We start from the raw sequence: 17,850 nt of genomic DNA on the forward strand, positions 1-17,850 counted from the left end.
CGTTCACTAGGGGCGGCCTGCCCCTCGTTCAGGAGCAGTTCATATGACCGCCTTTACCCTTTCCCCCGAAGCCGCCCGTTTGCCTGACCCCTACCGCGAGGAGCTGCCGCTGGTGCAGGCTCTGGCTGCGCAACTGCAGGGCACGCTGAACTGGAGCAATGTCATCCAGCACGCCAGCCCCTGGGTGCAGCAGGTGCGTGACAACCCCGCGCCGTTTTGGGCCATGGAGTCGCTGCTGCGCGAGTACCCCATCACCAGCGCCGAGGGTTTGGCGCTGATGCGCTTGGCCGAGGCGCTGCTGCGCGTGCCCGACGCCGAAACCGCCATTGCGCTGACGGCCGACCAGCTGGGCAAGGCGGACTTTGACGGCGGCTCCGAGGGCCCGCACAAGATGTTGGCGGGGCTGGCGGCCAGCGCCATCAGCCTGTCCAAGAAATTCCTGCCTGAAGCCGAGGGCGAGGCCGGCCTGATCAAGCGCCTGGGCGCGCAGACTGTGGTGGGCGCGACGGTGCGCGCCATCCAGCTGCTGGGCCGCCAGTTCGTGCTGGGCCGCAACATCCAGGAAGCCATGCAGGAGGCCGACAGCGCGCGCAAGCAGCAGCGCCAGCTCACCTTCTCCTACGACATGCTGGGCGAGGGCGCGCGCACCGAGCACGACGCCGAGCGCTACCAGGCTGCCTATCTGCGCGCCATTGCCGCCATTGCGGCGGGGCGCCGGGCCGAGTCGCCCACCCAGGCCGATGGCATTTCCATCAAGCTCTCGGCGCTGTTCTCGCGCTACGAGGTGCTGCAGCGCGAGCGCGTGGCCGCCGAGCTGCTGCCGCGCGTGTGGCAGCTCATCGAGCCTGCCGCACAGGCCAATATCAACCTGACCATTGACGCCGAGGAAGTCGACCGCCTGGAGCTGTCGCTGGACTTGCTGGACGCGCTGGCCGCGCGCATTGCGCTGCACTACCCGCAGTGGCAGGGCTTTGGCCTGGCCATTCAGGCCTACCAAAGCCGCTGCCGCGCGCTGGTGGACGAGGTGGCCGCCATTGCCCGCAAGCACGGCCTGCGCTTCATGGTGCGCCTGGTCAAGGGCGCTTACTGGGACGGCGAAATCAAGCGCGCCCAGGAGCTGGGCCTGAGCGCCTACCCGGTGTTCACGCACAAGCCGCACACCGATGTGTCCTACCTGGCCTGCGCGCTGGCGCTGCTGCAGCACCACGAGGTGATCTACCCGCAGTTCGCCAGCCACAACGCCGGCACCATTGCCGCCATCGTGCAGATGGCGCGCCAGCTCGGCGCCAAGTTCGAGATGCAGCGCCTGCACGGCATGGGCGAGGGCATTTACCGCGAGGTCTTGAAGGACGGCAGCATTGCCTGCCGCGTTTACGCCCCGGTGGGCGAGCACCGCGACCTGCTGGCCTATCTGGTGCGCCGCCTGCTCGAGAACGGTGCCAACTCCAGCTTTGTGCACCAGCTCGCTGACCCCAGTGTGGCCCCGCAGGAGCTGCTGGCCTCGCCGCTGGTGCAAATCCAGCAGCGCAGCGCCTTGCCCCTGCCCATCGACCTCTACCGCGACGCGCAAGGCCGTGGCCGCCTGAATTCCTCGGGCCTGGACCTGGCCGTGCCCGCACAGCGCCAGACCCTGCTGGACGCGCTGCACGCCTGCGAGGTGCAGACCCTGACCGAAGCCAGCACCGAGGACGTGCAAGCCGCCATGGCGCGCCTGCAAGCCGGTGCGCCGGGCTGGAGCGCGACGCCCGTGGCCGAGCGCGCCGCCGTGCTGCGCCGCGCCGCCGACGCCCTGCAAGCGCAGCTGCCGCAGTACTGCGCGCTGCTGGTGAAAGAGGCCTACAAGAGCCTGGGTGACGCCATTGCCGAAGTGCGCGAGGCCGTGGACTTCATGCGCTACTACGCCGACGAGGCCGAGCGCCTGGCCCAAGAGGGCGTGGCCCTGCAAGGCCGTGGCGTGTTTGTGTGCATCTCGCCGTGGAACTTCCCGCTGGCCATCTTTGCCGGCCAGGTGGTGGCCGCGCTGGTGGCGGGCAATGCCGTGGCCGCCAAGCCCGCTGAGCAAACGCCCGATGTGGCGCGCCGCTGTGTCGAGCTGTTGCACGCCGCCGGTGTGCCCGGCAGCGCGCTGCAGCTGCTGCACGGCCAGGGCGAGACCGTGGGCGCGGCCCTGGTGGGCGCGGCGCCAACCGCGGGCGTGTGCTTCACCGGCTCCACGCAGGTGGCGCAAATCATCAACCGCCAGCTCGCTTCGCGCGCTGCCAGCGGTGCCGTGGCCCTGCCGCTGATTGCCGAGACCGGTGGCTTGAACGCCATGATCGTGGACTCCACCGCGCTGCCCGAGCAGGTGGTGGACGCGGTGGTGCAGTCGGCCTTCCGCTCGGCCGGCCAGCGCTGCTCGGCCCTGCGCCTGCTGCTGGTGCACGAGGCCGTGGCTGAAGGCGTGATCGAAATGCTGCGCGGCGCCGTGCAAGAGCTGCGCGTGGGCGACAGCGCCTTGCTGGCCACCGATGTCGGCCCGCTCATCGACGACGAAGCCTTCAACACCATCAGCGCCGAAGTGGCACGCCTCAAGCGCGAGGCCCGCGTCATCGCCGAAGGCCGTGCTGCCGACGCCACCGCGCGCCTGCTGCTGCCCTTGGCCGTGGAGCTGAAAAACATTGCCGAGCTGAAGAAGGAAATCTTCGCCCCCGTGCTGCACGTGGTGCGCTGGGGTGGCGATGTGGACGCCGTCATCGCCCAGGTCAACGCGCTGGGCTATGGCCTGACGCTGGGCATCCAGACGCGCATCGACAGCCGTGGCCTGCGCCTGGCCGACGCGGCGCGCATCGGCAACGTCTACATCAACCGCAACATCATCGGCGCGGTGGTGGGCGTGCAGCCCTTTGGCGGCGAAGGCCTCTCGGGCACCGGCCCCAAGGCTGGCGGCCCGCACTACCTGCTGCGCTTCATCGCCCAACCCGGCGCGGTGGCCGACACCGCGCCTGCCGTGACGGCTGCAGCCAAAGGCCTGGACTTGAGCGCGCAAGTGCGTGCGCATGAGGCCTGGTCGGCGCAGGAGCTCAGCGTGCGCTCGCAACTGCTGGAGCGCGCTGCGGCGGGCCTGGACGCGCACATTGCGCGGGCCTGGCATGCCCTGGCCGCGGCGGCGCGTGCACGCCTGGGCGTGAAGGCCTTGCCCGGCCCCACGGGTGAGCACAACGAGCTGCGCCTGCACGGCCGTGGCGTGTTCGCGCTGCTGGCCGAGCGCGCCGATGCCGCCGAGCTGGCGCAAGCCCTGGGCGCGGCCCTGGTGGCGGGCAATGCGGTGGTGGTGGTCGGTGGTGGCACCACGGCCACCATGCTGCAGCAAGCGCTGCTGCGCGGCGGCGTGCCCGCCGGCGTGCTGCGCCTGGTGCCGGCAGAAGATTTGCCCCTTGTGCTGGCGGCCGCACAGCTCGGCGGTGTGGCGGGCCCTGTGGCCCAGCTCGGCGCCGTGCAAGCCACGGTGGCCGCGCGCAGCGGCGCCATCCTGCCCCTGGTCAGCCTGACCGAGGCGGGTCAGGTGGCCCAGCTCTACCGCTTCTGCGCCGAGCAAACGCTCACCGTCAACACCGCCGCAGCAGGCGGCAACGCCGCGCTCTTGGCCGGTTTGCATTGATGCCCAGCCGGGGTGCTCAGCGCCCCGGCATCGCGCATCTGCGCACTAGTTCACGACTCATTCATCGCCCGCCCCAATCGGCTCACACCGACTTGAAGCGGGCGATCGTTTGAATAGCGAAGGAAATCACGCACTTCTCGAGTGATTGCGGTTTTCCCCCGTGCTACGGGGTGACGCACACGCCGCTGATTCCATAACCTTGCATGGCCTATCTCCCCGCTGGGTTCTCGACGGGGGTCTTGTGTCCATCAACGGAGGTTTTATGAAATTGAGCAAACTGTGTGCGGTGCTCGGTCTTGCCAGTGTGGCGGCGGTCGCCCAAGCCGGTAACCCGAGCGCGGATCTGAACTACACCTTCCAGCAGTACACCAGCACTGGTCCTGTCGGCAGCAACAGCCTCAACACCAACAAGTTCTACTGGGTGAAAGAGGCCACTGGCACCTACAACGGCCAAGACGTGCAGTCCTGGGTGCTGATTTGGGACCCCAAGGATGCTGGCCCCAATGTCCAGGTTTCAGGCAGCGTGTCCTTTGACAACACCATCCTGGCCGTGTTCACCGAAAAGGCCACGCTCAAGGGCAGCTCGGCCTTCGAAAAGAACAGCCTGAGCTACGACTACAGCGACTCCATGGTGGGCCTGGAGACGGTCGACGCCAAACAGACCAGCTTTGCGGGTGCCTCCCTGAACCTGACCTGGAATGCCGGTGACCCGGGCGACATGGTGCGTGTGCTCACCGCCGTGCCCGAGCCCGAGACCTATGCCCTCTACCTCGCCGGTCTGGGCGTGGTGGGCATGATGGCGCGCCGCCGTCGCACCCAGCGCTGATCCCTGCCTGCCGCGCTGGCGTCGCACCGCTGTGTGTGGGGTTTGGGGTCGTACACTCGCGACCCTTGAACACACACACAGCGCGTGGCGGGCATGAGTTCCAGCATTGCATTCATCGGCGGTGGCAATATGGCCAGCGCCATCATCGGTGGCCTGCTGCGTGCGGGCCATGCGGCCCACGAGATGGTGGTGGTGGAGCCCCTGGCGGCCCAGCGCCAAAAGCTGCAGGCCGAGCTGGGCGTGCAAGCCCAGGCCGCTGCGGGCCCTGAGCTCGCCACCGCCAGCCTGGTGGTGTGGGCCGTCAAACCCCAGATGTTTGCTGAAGCGGCCGCACCCTGCGCGGCCCATGTGGGTGGGGCTTTGCAGCTGTCGGTCATGGCCGGCATTGGCAGCGAGGCCATCGCCCGCGCCAGCACCAGCGAGCGCGTGGTGCGCAGCATGCCCAACACGCCTGCGCTCATCGGCCAGGGCATCACCGGCTTGTTTGCGCGCGCGGCCGTGAGTGCCGCCGACAAATCCCGCATTGAGACCGTGCTGGCTCCCACCGGGCGCACCCTGTGGGTGGCGCAGGAGGCCGATCTGGACGCCGTCACCGCGCTGTCGGGCTCGGGCCCGGCTTACTTCTTCTACGTGCTGGAGGCCATGATCGAGGCCGCCCAGGCCATGGGCCTGAGCGCCGAGCAAGGCCGCGAGCTGGCCCTGCACACCTGCGCGGGTGCGGCGGCGCTGGCCCAGCAGTCTGAGGTCTCTGTGGCCGAGCTGCGCCAGCGCGTGACCTCCAAAGGCGGCACCACGCAGGCCGCGCTGGACAGCCTGGCCGCTGACGAGGTGGCCGCTGCCGTGCAGCGCGCCGTGCGGGCCGCACAGCAGCGCGCACGCGAGCTGGGGCAAGCCTTCGGCGCTTGAACGCAGCCACCACCATGGGCATTGCCAGCCGACAGTCCTTGCGCGATTGGTTGCGCGCGCCGGGCTCTTTGTCCAAGCGCCTGGCGCAGCTGGGCCAGCGTTTTGAAGTGCAGGTGCTGCGCCAGGGCGTGGCCCCGCTGCGCGGGCCCGAGCGTCGCGCCCTGGGCCTGCCGCGGCGCGGCTGCACCTTTGTGCGCGAGGTGCTCTTGCGCGTGGACGGTGTGCCCCTGGTGTGGGCGCGCTCGGCCCTGCATGCCGCAGCCCTGGCCGGGCCCTGGAAGGCGCTCAAAGGCCTGGGCCAGCGCCCGCTGGCGCACCTGCTGTACGAAGACCCGCGCATCCAGCGCAGCGCCTTGCAGCCACGCCGCCTGGCGCGCATGGGTCACACACGGCGCCACATGGTGCGTCAGTGGCAGCAGTCCACCGGCAGCGCACCGGCGGCGGACATGCTGTGGTCGCGCAACTCGGTGTTTTTGCGTGGCGGCGCGCAGCTGCGCGTGATGGAGCTGTTTGCGCCGGAGGTGGCGCAGCAGCGCTGCCCGAGGCTGCGCCGCCTTGTGCGCCGAGGCTAAAGCGCGCTGCCCTCAGTGCAACTCGGCGTGCCTGCCCGCTTGTGCCAGCAGTTGCATGAGCGCGGGCAAGTCGCCGTCGTGGCCTTGCAGCGAACGCAGCAAGGCCGGCATGGCCTGGGGCGGGAAGTCAGCGCTGAAATGCCAGCCCTGGAAGCGCTCACAGCCCGCGGCGCGCAGCCAGGCCAGGTCCTCGGCGGTTTCCACGCCCTCGCAGATGAGTTCGGCGTCAAAGACTTCCGCCATGCCTTTGATGAAGCGCAGGATGCCGCCGATGTGGGCGCTGTCGGCCACGCCATGCACGAATTGGCGGTCGGCCTTGAGGCGGCCAAACGGCACGTGGCGCAGCGTGGAGAGGTTGGACAGGCCGGTGCCGAAGTCGTCCACCGCCACTTGCAGGCCCAGCGCGCGCAGCTGCACCACGGCCTGGGTGATGGTCTCGGTCTGCTGGGTCAGCCCGGTTTCGGTGACTTCAGCTTCCAGCCAGCTGGCGGGAACCTGGTGGCGCTGCAGCGTGCTGCGCAGCCGTTCGATGAAGTTGGGGTGGGCCAGTGAGTCGCGCGAAAAGTTCAGCGCCACGGGCAGCACCGCCAAGCCTGAAAGCAGCCATTGGCGCAGGTTTTGGCAGACTTGGTCGAGCATGAGCATGTCCAAGTCAAAGATCAGCCCCTCGCGTTCGGCGCGGGCAATGAAGGCATCGGGGTAGACCACGCCCAGCTCGGGGTGCACCAGGCGTGCCAGGGCCTCAAAGCCCACCACGCGGGCCTGCACCACGTCCACCTGCGGCTGGTAGCAGGGCACGATTTGCCGCTGCGAAATGCAATGCGCCAGCGCCGGGTTGGGGCTGCTGCGCTGGGTGTCGTCCACGAAGCGGTGCCAGGTGGCGGCGCTGCCGGGCACGCCGCTGGCGCAGGCGCTGGCGGCTTGGGTCAGCAGCCGTGCGGGGTCGTGCCCCTGATCGGGGCTGGTGCTGATGCCCACGCGCGCCACCAGCTCCAAGGTCTGCCCTTGGGCCTGCAGCGGCAGGCTCAACAGCTCACACAGCTGTTGCAGGCGCTGGGCTACATCGGCACCGTGGCTGGGGTGCAGGGCAAAGGCGAAGTGGTCGCCTTCCAGGTGTGCCAGCAGGTCTTCACTTTGCACCCAGCGCTTGAGCTGCGTGGCCAGCTGTACCAGCACCGCATCGGCCGTTTGGCCGCCGTGGGCGGTGTTGATGAGGTGGAGGTTTTGCAGCTGCACAAAGCCCACGGTGTAGGGTGCGCCCTGGGTTTGGGTGAGGCGCTGGCCCAGCCGCGTCACAAAGGCCTGGCGGTTGGGCAGCCCGGTGTTGAGGTTGTTGTAGCGCAGCTCCAGGATGCGCATGACCTGGTTGGCCAGGGCCTGCATGGCTTGGGTCTGCACGTTGTTGAGCAGGCGCGGCTCAAAGTCCAGCACCCACAGCGTGCCCAGCCGGTAACCGCGCCGCCCCACCAGCACGGCCGCGGCGTAGTAGCGCAGCGGCGGCGACATGGCGGCCGCGGGGGTGTCAAAGAACTGTGGGTCCAAAAAGGTGTCGGGCACTTCGAACAGGTCTTTGTCGGACTCCACCGCCAGCGAGCAATACGCGCCCTTGCGCGCGAAGTGCGAAAACTCCCCGCCCACATGGCCTTTGACCCAGACCAAATCCTCGTCCACCAAGCTCACGCCAGCCATGGCCGCACCAGTGATGAGGCTGGCCATCTTGGCCAGCTCACAAAACACTTCTTCTTTTTCGTCCAGGGCAATTTGGTAGCGGCTGAGTTCCTGCAGGCGCAGGGTCTCCTCCAATGCGGCGCGGTCCATCGCAACTCCACAAATATGGAAGCCCCGGTTTATCAGAGCTCATGTCAAATGCCTACCCCTGAGTTGGACGCGTGAGGCCGCATGAAAAAAGCCCGCGGCGGCCAAGGCCGGCGGGCTCGGGTTTGCAGTTGCCTGACGGCAAGTGCAAAGGGGGTGTGCGCAGCAATCAGGCGCGGCGGCGGCGGCTCAAAGCACCCAGCACGCCCACACCAGCCAGCAGCAGGGCGTAGCTGGTGGGTTCGGGCACGGCGGTCAGCACCACGTTGTCCAGCGTGGCACCCAGGTTGCCAGCACCGCTGCCGAAGCTGATGGTCTGCACGCCGCTGGCGGTGGCCGTCCAGCTCAGCGTGTCGTGCGCCACGGCTGTAGGCACGCCATAAGTGGTGGTGGTGCCGCCGAAGGACACGGTCATGGCGGTGCCGCCACCATTGCGGAAGTGGTCAAAGCTCAGCGTGTAGGTCATGCCGGCCACCGCATTGAAGGTGCGCGACAGCGTGCCCGGGCCAGGCGTGCCCGCCAAGTCAACGCTCACGCCGTTGATGGCGCCAAAAGCGTTGCGGACCAAGTCCACCGAGGCGCTGCCCACGGTCCAGGGGTTCAGCACATTGCTGTTCGCATTCACCACGGTGTAGCCGCCATTGGCCACTTGCGAGGCGAAGGACTCGAAGTCCTCCGAAAAAATCACAGTCTGGGCTTGCGCGCCAGCAGCCAGCAGCGTCAGTGCTGCAGCCACCGATACGGACAGTCGGTTCATAGTTGCTCCCAAGGGTCTTTGACCAGAACACAGCGCTCCAGCCTTGCAACCCGGTGACCCATTGTTGGCGCCGCCGCGCTGCAGGCAAACCACTCGTTTCAAGGGGTTGCAAGCTTTTGAACCCTTGGCTTAGGGGGTGTGGGGCGTGAAAATGTCACTTTTGAGGCGTTAGCGTGCCAAATCTAGGGCCAGACCTAGGAACAGCGTGCAACCCAACCAGTGGTTGACCTGAAAGGCGCGCATGCAGGCGGCGCGCTCACGGCCCCGAATCAGCCAGCCATGCCAGAGCACTTGCAGCGCCGCCAGCCCCACGCCAACCAGAAACAGCGTGCCCAGCCCCAGGTGGCAGCCCAGAGCCGCCCAGCTCAGCAGGAACACCGCATAGAACGCCAGCACGGCGGCCACATCCCAGCGGCCCAGCGTCAGCGCCGAGGTTTTGATGCCGATCTTGATGTCGTCATCGCGGTCCACCATGGCGTACTCGGTGTCGTAGGCCAGCACCCAAAACAGATTGGAGACCATCAGCGCCCAGGCCGACAGCGGCACGGCATCGGCCAACGCCGACAGGCTCCACTCGTGGCGGCCCTGCACGGCGGCAAAAGCCATGGGAATGCCAAAGGAAAACGCCACCCCCAGCACCGCCTGCGGCATGGCCACCACGCGCTTGGCAAAGGGGTAGGCCACCGCCACCGCCAGTGCCGCAAAAGACAGCAAGATGGTGGGCGCATTGGTGCTGAGCACCAGCACAAAGGCCAGCAGCGCCAACACCGCTCCCACGCTCAGGGCCTCACGCACGCCCAGCTGCCCGCTGGTGACCGGGCGCTGTGCGGTGCGCTTGACGTGCTTGTCAAACTCGCGGTCGGCCACGTCGTTGACGCAGCAGCCCGCCGAGCGCATCAGCACCGTGCCCGCCACAAACACGCCCAGGGTGTGCCAGCCCGGAAACCCATCGGCCGCCAGCCACAGCGCGCTGAGCGTGGGCCACAGCAGCAGCAGCCAGCCCGCCGGGCGGTCCCAGCGGATCAAATCCAAATACAGCGCCAGACGGCTGCGGGGCAGGGCAGGTGTGTTCATGAGCCCGGATTGTCACGCGGCCAGCCCCCCAAATCCCCTATGCTGACGCCCCATTCAAACCCTAGATTTCCTGCGCGCCGCCCCAGCGCTGGCGCGGCGCCATTTCCATTGGGAGCCTTCATATGAAAACCACCCGTTTTGCTGCCGCCGTGCTGGCCCTGGCCAGCGCCTGCGCCTGGGCCGACAGCAGCACCTCCTCCGCCTCCAGCGCCGCCTCGCAGTCCGTGGGCAGCCTCTCCAACTCGCTCAGCAGCTCCAGCAAAAGCTCTGAGGGCGAAGACAAAGTCGCCCAGGGCGAGTACACCGTGGTGCGCGTGGCCGCGGCCCAGCAGCCCGGCCACACCACGCTGGTGCTGCAAGGCCCCGACCAGATCGAGCTGAAGCTGCAGCTGCCCGAGGGCACGCGCCAGCAAGCCGGTGTGCAAGCGGGCGATGTGGTGCGCGTGGCCCAGCGCAGCTACGGCTGGCAGTTCAGCCGCGCCGGTCAGGCCGAGCCCTTCTACCTGGTGGTGCGCGACCGCTACCAGCACGAGATGAACACCCGCATGCTCTGACATGCGCGCCGCTTGGGCCTGCAAGGCCGCTGCCATGCTGGCCGCTGCGCTGCTGGGCGGGCCCGGCGCGCAGGCCGCCAGCCTGCAGTTCTGCGACACCAGCACCGCCCTGAGCCCGGCCGCGCTGGACGAGGTGCTGGCCCTGTCCGTGCAGGTGCAAGCCCAGCTGGAAGCGCGCGGCGCGCGTGCCGCCGTGGTGGCCCGCGACGGCCTGGGCCTGCAGCGCTGGGGCCAGCGCTACTCCCACGCCGGTGTGGTCTGGCAGGACGGGCCCGCCGGGGCCTGGACCGTGCGCCAGCTCTACTACGCCTGCGGCGAAGGCCACGCGCGGCTCTTCGACCAAGGCCTGGGCGCCTTCATCAGCGGTTCGCGCGGCGGGGCCGTGCGCTTTTTGCGCCTGCTGCTGCTGCCCGTCAGCGCCGAAGCCGCGCTGCACGCCCACGCCACCGACGCCCGCTCCGCCCACGCCTGGCTGCACCCGCACTACAGCGCCAACGCCCACGCCTTTGGCACGCGCTTCCAAAACTGCAACCAATGGCTGGCCGAGCTCATGGCCGCGGCCTGGGGCGGGCCATTCCCGGTGTCGGCAGAGGCGGGTGCCGCTCAAGGCGACCGCGCCGCCGCCCAAGCCTGGCTGCAACGCGAGGGCTACACAGCCACCCGCATCCACGCCGGCCCGCTGCTGCTGGCCGCCGCCTTCAGCCCCTGGCTGCATTTGGCCGACCACCCCGCAGCCGACCGCGCCAGTGGCCAGCTGCAAGTGGTGCTGCCGCAAGACCTCATGGACTGGGCCGCCCAGCGCCACCCCGGCAGCCGCCAGCTCGAGTTCTGCCGCAACGCCCGCGAGCTCTGGCTGCGCGAAGACGGCCCCCCGCTGCCCGCCGACTGCCAGCCCGCGCCCGATGCGCGCACCTGGCGTTTGAACTCTTCAGGGGCTCCAGAAGTGCGCGGCTGATGGGGCAGAGCCGATCCCCCCGGAATTGAGGGGGTGGGTGTCGATCTGCTGAGGTGGTCTTGCCAACTCCTGCACAAGACCCACCAGCGCCGGTGTGCACAGCCTGCGCTTGCCCTTGGAAGATGCCGAAACCGAAGTGGACGTAAGAGCCGTGTCTGCACCGCAGGGTGCGGGCCCAGGTTGAAGTAAAGCAAACGGACTTCGGAGGAGAGCTTCCCATGAGAATGCATTTGGATCGCGTGTTCGGGGCCCTTGTGGGCCTCACTGTGTTGTTGACCTTGGTGGTGGTGGGCTGTGTGGCCCAGGTCTTGCACCTCTACCAGGAGGGCGTGGATGCCGCGCAGCGTCGCTACCAGTCCTATGTGTTGGCCGACGAGTTGCGGCAAAGCTCGGACGACCTGACCCGCCTGGCGCGCACCTTTGTGGTGAGCCAGGACCCGAAATGGGAGCAGCAGTATTTCGAGATCCTCGACATTCGCAACGGCAAAAAACCGCGCCCAGTCAACTACGCGGGCATCTACTGGGACCTTCGCGCCGTAGGCCAAACGCCCAACGGCGGCAGCACCACGTCGGCCGTGCCCTTGACCGACATGATGAAGACCCAGGGCTTTACCGAGCGCGAATTTGCGCTGATGCAGCAAGCCAAGGCCAACTCCGACGACTTGGTGCGCACCGAGACCATTGCCATGAACATGGTCAAAGGCCAATTCGACGACGGCCACGGCGGCTTCACCAAGAAGGGGCTGCCCGACCTGGAGCAAGCGCGCTTGATGATGCATGACCTGGCCTATCACCAATACAAAGCCAAGATCATGGCGCCGGTCAATGACTTCCTCTCCGCGCTGGACCAGCGCACCGCCCAGGAAGTGGAGCAACTCAACATCGCTACGCAGCGCTGGATGATTGCGGGCATCGTGGCCGCCTGCATTGAAGGCGTGCTGCTGGTGGGCCTGATCTTGGGCGTGCATCGCAGCATCCGCGAGGCCCTGGCCAAGGTGCGCAACGCCGCCCGTGCCATTGCCAACGGCGACCTCAGTGTGGTGCCCGACAACGCCGGCCCTGACGATGTGCTGGGACAGCTCAACAGCGCCGTGATTGAGATGCGCGACAAGCTGGCGCAGACCATTGCCCGCATCCGTGATGGTGCCGAACGCATTGCCCATGGCAGCGTGGAGATTGCAGCGGGCAACGCCAGCCTCTCGCACCGCACCGAGACACAGGCCTCCAATCTGCAGCAAGCTGCCTCGGCCATGGGGCAGATGAATGTCACGGTGAAGAACAGCGCTGACACCGCCCGCGAGGCGGCCAAGCTGGCCGAATCCGTCAGCACCGCCGCCGAAAACGGCGGGCAGCTGGTGGGCCAGGTGGTGAGCACCATGAGCGAGATCTCCAGCAGCTCCGCCCGCATTGGCGACATCATCAGCGTCATCGACGGCATTGCCTTCCAGACCAACATCCTGGCGCTCAACGCCGCCGTGGAAGCGGCGCGTGCGGGCGAGCAGGGGCGCGGCTTTGCCGTGGTGGCTGCCGAAGTGCGCAGCCTGGCCAAGCGCAGCGCCGAGGCCGCCAAGGAAATCAAAACCCTCATCTCCAACAGCGTGGACCGTGTGCAAGACGGCACCCGCCTGGTGGGCGAGGCCGGTCAGGGCATGGACGATCTGGTGCGTCAGATCAAACACGTGGCCCAGCTCATCACCCACATCTCCACCGCCACCGCCGAGCAAGCCGACGGCATTGGCACGGTGAACCAGTCAGTGAGCGATCTGGAATCGGTGACGCAGCAAAACGCCGCCCTGGTGGAACAAAGCGCAGCGGCCTCAGACGGGCTCAAAGAACAAGCCCGCGTGCTCAGCGAGGCCGTGGCGGCGTTCAAGTTGCAGGGGGCCTAAGCCGCCTGGGGGCGCCGGGCACAATGGTGGCGGACATCTGCCACCGCGCCTTGCGCACCGCCATGCACACCCTGCCTATATGCCACTGCAGTCTGGAGCGTCACGGCGACGCGGTTCTGGACATCTTCAACGAGGCCATTGCGCACACCACGGCGTTGTACGAGTACCAGCCGCGCACGCCGCAGCGCATTGCGGAGTGGTTCGAGACCAAGGCGCGGGCGGGCCACCCCGTGCTGGGCCTGGAGGATGCGCAGGGGCAGTTGCTGGGTTTTGCCAGCTGGGGCCCGTTTCGTGGCTTTGCGGCGTTCAAGTACACGGTGGAGCATTCGGTGTATGTGCACCACCAGCACCGTGGCCGGGGTCTGGGGCCGCAGCTGTTGCAGGCCTTGATTGAGCGGGCGCAGGCGCAGGGGCTGCACGCCCTGGTGGGGGCCATTGATGCGGCCAATGCGGGCAGCATTGCCCTGCACCAGCGCCTGGGCTTTGTGCATGTGGGCACGCTGCCGCAGGTGGGGTTCAAGTTCGGGCGCTGGCTGGACTTGGCCTTTTACCAGCGGCTGCTGGACACGCCCGCGCACCCCGTGGATGGCTGAGCGCAGGCGGGCTCAGACGCTCAAGCCATCGCGCCCGGCGGCTTTGGCGCGGTAGAGCGCCTGATCGGCCCGCTCGTAGAGCTGGCCTTCGGTGGTGTCGTCGTCGGGCACCAGCGAGACCATGCCGATGCTGGCGCTCACGCACAGCCCCTTGCGGCACAGCAGTTCGAGGGCGCGGATGTCGCGCAGGATGCTTTGCGCGATCTGCGTGAGCTGCGCCAATGAGGTGGCGCCATAGGCCAGGGCGAACTCATCGCCGCCCAGGCGCACGGCCAAGTCTTCGGGGCGGCGCGCATGCTCGCTCAACACTTGGGCCACTTGCTGCAGGCATTGGTCGCCCGCAGCGTGGCCGTGCAGGTCGTTGTAGGTTTTGAAGTGGTCCAGGTCCAGCAGCAGCAGGCCCAGGGGCTGCTGCAGGCGCAAGCAGCGGCGCAGCTCGCGCGTCAGGAATTGGTGAAACACGCGCCGGTTGCCCAAGCCGGTGAGCGGGTCGAGCTCGGCCATGCGCGCCACGGCGTTTTCGGCCAGGCGCCGCTGCGTGATGTTGAGGTGGGTGACGACGAAGTAGCCCTGCTCGCGCGCGCCGTACAAGGGGCAGATGCGCATGATGAACCAGCGCTGCTCATGGGGGCTGTGGCAGGGGTATTCGAATTCGTAATGCGGGCAATGGCCGCACAGCACCGAGCGCATGCCTTGCAGGGCTTGGGTGGCGGATTCATCGCCCGTCTCGGCCGCGCACTCCAGGGTTTGCAGGTAGTTGCTGCCCACACAGTCTTGGGGGGCGGCCAGCCCATTGTGGCGCCCGAACTCGCGCCAGGCCATGTTGACGTCGACGATCAGCCCCGTGCAATCAATGACGGCGATTTGGTTTTCCAGTGAGTGGAAGACCCGAGTGTGCAGCTCGCTCAACGCCACCATGGCGGCAAAGCTCCTTGCGTGCCGCAAATGCTTCGAGCATGACCACCACACTCAAGCCGCGGCAGCGCGGCCCAGTCTAGCGCTGATGTGCCAGAAAGGGGTGCTTGGCGGCGGCCATGCGCAAGAATGCAAGGGGCATCAAGTGCTCGCTCGTCCTTAGGCGGAGCGGTGGCCTCAGTAGTCAGTGGGAAGCTCGGTACCGCGCATTTTGGTGCTGCGCGGGCGGCGGTCTTCGGTCAAGCCCATGAGGTCGGTCTCCAGGTCTTGATAGAGCAGGTGCGTGTCGGCCGCGCCGCCGCGCAGCACGGCCTGGCGAAAGTGCATGTCCAGCGACATCAGCACCAGCACCGGCACGGCCAGGCAAGCCAAGCCCCCCAAGGCATACAACAGCCACAGCCCGGTGGGCACTTGTGGGGCCACCCAGCGGCCCAGCAGTGCCAGCAGCACGGTCAGCACCGCCAGGGCGGCAGCGGCCAGGGTGAAGAATCGAAGCGAGGGTTTCATCAGCAGGGTCGGAGCAATGGGCGCCATGCTGGCACAGGTGCTCTAACCGCGGCAGGGCAGGGCCCTCGCTTTCGGGGGCGGTGGCGGACATCCGCAAACGAAAAGCGTGAGAAATGGGCGAAATCAGCGTGTCAGCAAGCCCAGCATCGTGGCCCGTACGGCCGCAGCCGTCTTGGTGCTGGCTTGCAGCTTGCCCATGGCGTTGCGCATATGGAAGTTCACCGTGTCCACCGACAGGTCCAGGATGCGGCTGATGTCCGGTGCGGTTTTGCCGTCGGCCGTCCAGCGCAGCACCTCCACCTCGCGTCCGGTGAGGGCGGCTTGGGCCTCGCGCCATTGGCGTTGCACCAGCAGCTCAGAGAGGTGGCTGTGGGCGCTGTCGGCCAGCCAACGCAGCTGCGGCCCTAGCCTTTGCAGTTCGGCGACATCGATCTCGCCACTGGAGCGCGCCAACGTCAGCAGGCCAAGCGTGCCGCAGATCTCGCGCCGCGGCTGGCACCAGCCGTGGCGCAGGCCCATGGCGTGGGCATCGCGCCAGAACGGTGCGGCTGCATCGTGCAGTGTGGGCTCCCATACAAAAGCTTCGGTGTCATGCTGGGCGCGTGCCACGGTGGGATCCACCCGCCACAGTGCCTGCTCCACATAGCGCTGGCGCCAGGCCTTGGGGTAGTTGTTGAGCAGCAGCACCGCAGGCTTGGCAAAGGGCACGGGCAGGCGCAGGCCATAGGCCGCAAATTCAAAGCCCAGTGCTTGGGCCGCGCGCAGGACATGCCCGAACACTTCGTCCTCGTTGTGGGCGGTGTCCAGTCCTTGCTGCAGAGCCTGCTGCCATTTGTCCATAGGACCTGCGAAGTCGTCAAAGTGGTCCGATTTTGGGGGGTGTAAATGTCAAGTATTTGGCAAATTCCAGGGGACAAAGCGCCCCGCCGCGGCTGTTCCTAGGGGGGCGCCAGCGCGTGCAGGTCGTGCAGAAAGGCATCGATCATGGCCTCGTCCACATGGCGCTGCACCACCAGGCGCAGGGCGTGCTGGTAGCGCGTGGAGACAGAGATGATCCAGCCGCGCTGCTCCAGCGCCTGGGCCAGGGCCTCGGCCTGGGGCAGAGCCACGCAGACGATGTTGAGCTCGGGCGCCAGCATCAGCGCGTAGCCGTGGGCGCGCAGGCCTTGCACCAGGTAGGCGGTGCGCGCGTAGTTGGCGCGGGTCTGTGCCACATAGCCCTCAAAGCCCAGACCGTCCAGCACTGCCAGGGTGGCGGCGGCGGCGGCCCCGCTGCGCGTGCCCAGCAGGCTGTGGTGGGTGGGGGTGCGGGCAAAAAAAGAGTCCTGCTGCAGGCCTGCGGGCAGGCTGTCGTCGCGCAGCAGCAGCGCGCCGCTGGGGATGATGGACAGGCCGTATTTGTGCGGGTCCAAGGTGATGCTGCTCACGCCTTCGAGGCTGAAATCGCAGGGCGGCAGCGCGTGCCCGAGGGCGCGCGCGAAGGGGATGATGAAGCCGCCCGTGGCGGCGTCCACATGCAGGTGCAGGCCCTGCTGCAGCGCCAGCGCGGAGAGCTCGTCGAGCGCGTCCACGGCGCCGAACTCGCTGCTGCCGGCCGTGCCCACGATGGCAAGGGTCTGCGGCGTGATGAGGGCCTGCACGGCGGCCGCGCGCAGGCGCAGGCGCTCGTCCAGCGCGGCGGTGCGCAGGCGCAGGCCCAAGAGCGTGCAGGCCTTGCGCAGCGAGAAGTGCACCGTCTCGCCCGCAATCACCTCGCCTTGCGTGATGTCGGGGCGGCGCAGGCGTGCCACGTGCAGGGCCAGCAGATTGGCCTCGGTGCCGCCCGACACCAGCAGCCCGCGGCTGTGCGGGCCCTGCATGAGGGCGCCCAGGCGCTGCGTCACCTGCTGCGCCATCTGCGCCGTGCCGGCAAAGATGCGCACATCACCCAGATTGGTGTGCAGCGTCTGCATGGCCGCTTCCAGCGCCAGGGGGTGGGGCTGGGTGCAGATGGAATTGAACACACGCGACCAGGGCCGGTCCTGCCCCAGCAGCTGGGCTTGCTGTTGCGCCAGCTGCGCCGCACTCAGGCCTCGTTCACGCATGGGGCGCCTGCGTGAGCGGGGCGTAGAGCTCTTTGCGGCGCGACCACAGCCCAAACCACAGCGTGTTGCGGAAGGTGAGGTCGGCGTCGCGCAGCTGGGGCAGGCAGGCAGGGTCCAGCGCGAGGTGCAGCGGCTCGGCGCTGTCCTGGCTGCGCCCGCGCACGCCGTCGGGCAGGGCCAGGCACAGCAGGCCGGGGTCTTGCGCGCTGGCGGCGCTGGCAAAGGCAATGCCCACGCAGCTCAGGGTCGCCAGCCCCCACAGTGCGGCCTCTTGCTGGCGCTGCTGGTGCGCGCCCAGCTGCCCGGCCACCAGCACCAGCTGCGCGCCTTGCAGGCTTTGCACGCGGGTGGACTCCCACGCCCACACATCGTTGGCGTTGAGCAGGCCCAGCCGCCCCAGCGCCGTGTCCACCACGGGCAGGCTGCTGGCCGATCCATGCTGTCGGCGTATCAGGCTGTGCAGCAGCTCGCCGCGTTCGTCCAGCAAATAGGAGGCACAGCGCGGTGCGCCCGGGCTTTGCTCCCACCAGGAGCCGCTGAACACCAGGCAGCGGTGCTGGGCGGCCCAGCTGGAGAGCTCTTCGAGCAGGGCTTGTGCCGCGGCCGGGGCCAGCGGGCGCTCTGCGCTGTTGAGCCACTGGCCGGGCAGCACCAGCAGCTGGCTGGGGCGAACTTGGGCCAGCGCCAGGCGCAGCGCACGCAGGCCCATGGCATGGGTGGTGGCCTGGCGCAGGGGCAGCAGGGTGATGTGCATGGCAGTGCTCCT

16 protein-coding genes are annotated in these 17,850 nt (G+C 68.0%); 8 read left to right on the forward strand and 8 right to left on the reverse strand.

What is annotated here, in order from left to right:
- Positions 1 to 43: 43 nt before the first annotated feature.
- From ACG0Z6_RS05870 to ACG0Z6_RS05885, 4 genes are all read left to right on the forward strand, one after another.
- Positions 44 to 3,637 (forward strand): L-glutamate gamma-semialdehyde dehydrogenase, encoded by a 3,594-nt coding sequence (locus tag ACG0Z6_RS05870; protein WP_394459419.1) that lies wholly within the window; start codon positions 44 to 46, stop codon positions 3,635 to 3,637.
- A 262-nt stretch (positions 3,638 to 3,899) separates the two neighbouring features.
- Positions 3,900 to 4,463 carry a PEP-CTERM sorting domain-containing protein gene (locus tag ACG0Z6_RS05875; protein ID WP_394459421.1) on the forward strand — a complete coding sequence of 188 codons (564 nt, stop codon included), beginning with the start codon at positions 3,900 to 3,902 and terminating at the stop codon, positions 4,461 to 4,463.
- Positions 4,464 to 4,556: 93 nt separating this feature from the next.
- A complete protein-coding gene (gene proC / locus ACG0Z6_RS05880; protein WP_394459423.1) occupies positions 4,557 to 5,369 on the forward strand; it encodes a pyrroline-5-carboxylate reductase in 813 nt (270 codons plus the stop codon).
- The gene (locus ACG0Z6_RS05885; protein ID WP_394459425.1) at positions 5,366 to 5,941 is read left to right on the forward strand and encodes a chorismate--pyruvate lyase family protein; all 576 of its coding nucleotides are present in this window, start codon (positions 5,366 to 5,368) and stop codon (positions 5,939 to 5,941) included. The genes proC and ACG0Z6_RS05885 overlap by 4 nt, the downstream gene beginning before the upstream one ends.
- Before the next feature lie 12 nt (positions 5,942 to 5,953).
- Here ACG0Z6_RS05885 and ACG0Z6_RS05890 read toward each other — a convergent pair whose 3' ends face one another.
- From ACG0Z6_RS05890 to ubiA, 3 genes are all read right to left on the reverse strand, one after another.
- Positions 5,954 to 7,759 carry a putative bifunctional diguanylate cyclase/phosphodiesterase gene (locus ACG0Z6_RS05890; RefSeq protein WP_394459427.1) on the reverse strand — a complete coding sequence of 602 codons (1,806 nt, stop codon included), beginning with the start codon at positions 7,757 to 7,759 and terminating at the stop codon, positions 5,954 to 5,956.
- Between the two features lie 166 nt (positions 7,760 to 7,925).
- The gene (locus ACG0Z6_RS05895; RefSeq protein WP_394459430.1) at positions 7,926 to 8,513 is read right to left on the reverse strand and encodes a PEP-CTERM sorting domain-containing protein; all 588 of its coding nucleotides are present in this window, start codon (positions 8,511 to 8,513) and stop codon (positions 7,926 to 7,928) included.
- A 168-nt stretch (positions 8,514 to 8,681) separates the two neighbouring features.
- Positions 8,682 to 9,587 (reverse strand): 4-hydroxybenzoate octaprenyltransferase, encoded by a 906-nt coding sequence (gene ubiA, locus ACG0Z6_RS05900; RefSeq protein ID WP_394459432.1) that lies wholly within the window; start codon positions 9,585 to 9,587, stop codon positions 8,682 to 8,684.
- A 122-nt stretch (positions 9,588 to 9,709) separates the two neighbouring features.
- On the opposite strand from ubiA, the gene ACG0Z6_RS05905 reads away from it, so the two are divergent.
- From ACG0Z6_RS05905 to ACG0Z6_RS05920, 4 genes are all read left to right on the forward strand, one after another.
- On the forward strand, positions 9,710 to 10,141 hold the full coding sequence (locus tag ACG0Z6_RS05905) for a hypothetical protein (RefSeq protein ID WP_394459434.1): 432 nt from the start codon (positions 9,710 to 9,712) through the stop codon (positions 10,139 to 10,141).
- A 1-nt stretch (position 10,142) separates the two neighbouring features.
- Positions 10,143 to 11,096, forward strand: a complete 954-nt coding sequence (locus tag ACG0Z6_RS05910) for a DUF2145 domain-containing protein (protein ID WP_394459436.1) — start codon at positions 10,143 to 10,145, stop codon at positions 11,094 to 11,096.
- 218 nt (positions 11,097 to 11,314) lie between these two features.
- Positions 11,315 to 12,985, forward strand: a complete 1,671-nt coding sequence (locus ACG0Z6_RS05915) for a methyl-accepting chemotaxis protein (RefSeq protein WP_394459438.1) — start codon at positions 11,315 to 11,317, stop codon at positions 12,983 to 12,985.
- A 62-nt stretch (positions 12,986 to 13,047) separates the two neighbouring features.
- Positions 13,048 to 13,578 carry a GNAT family N-acetyltransferase gene (locus ACG0Z6_RS05920; RefSeq protein WP_394459440.1) on the forward strand — a complete coding sequence of 177 codons (531 nt, stop codon included), beginning with the start codon at positions 13,048 to 13,050 and terminating at the stop codon, positions 13,576 to 13,578.
- A 12-nt stretch (positions 13,579 to 13,590) separates the two neighbouring features.
- Here the strand turns inward: ACG0Z6_RS05920 and ACG0Z6_RS05925 are convergent, their stop codons facing one another.
- The 5 genes from ACG0Z6_RS05925 to ACG0Z6_RS05945 all read right to left on the reverse strand — a co-directional run bounded on the left by ACG0Z6_RS05925 (position 13,591) and on the right by ACG0Z6_RS05945 (position 17,838).
- Entirely contained in the window at positions 13,591 to 14,496 is a 906-nt protein-coding gene (locus ACG0Z6_RS05925) for a sensor domain-containing diguanylate cyclase (RefSeq protein WP_394459443.1), read from the reverse strand.
- Between the two features lie 174 nt (positions 14,497 to 14,670).
- The gene (locus ACG0Z6_RS05930; protein WP_394459445.1) at positions 14,671 to 15,000 is read right to left on the reverse strand and encodes a hypothetical protein; all 330 of its coding nucleotides are present in this window, start codon (positions 14,998 to 15,000) and stop codon (positions 14,671 to 14,673) included.
- 123 nt (positions 15,001 to 15,123) lie between these two features.
- On the reverse strand, positions 15,124 to 15,840 hold the full coding sequence (locus ACG0Z6_RS05935; protein ID WP_394459447.1) for a LuxR family transcriptional regulator: 717 nt from the start codon (positions 15,838 to 15,840) through the stop codon (positions 15,124 to 15,126).
- Positions 15,841 to 15,938: 98 nt separating this feature from the next.
- Positions 15,939 to 17,084: a tyrosine decarboxylase MfnA gene (gene mfnA, locus ACG0Z6_RS05940; protein WP_394459449.1), complete on the reverse strand. Its 1,146-nt coding sequence runs from the start codon at positions 17,082 to 17,084 to the stop codon at positions 15,939 to 15,941.
- On the reverse strand, positions 17,077 to 17,838 hold the full coding sequence (locus ACG0Z6_RS05945; protein WP_394459451.1) for a nitrilase-related carbon-nitrogen hydrolase: 762 nt from the start codon (positions 17,836 to 17,838) through the stop codon (positions 17,077 to 17,079). Before ACG0Z6_RS05945 ends, mfnA begins: the two co-directional genes overlap by 8 nt.
- Positions 17,839 to 17,850: the final 12 nt, after the last annotated feature.

The sequence above is a fragment of the Roseateles rivi genome (assembly GCF_043555845.1).
Lineage (GTDB): Bacteria > Pseudomonadota > Gammaproteobacteria > Burkholderiales > Burkholderiaceae_C > Roseateles > Roseateles rivi.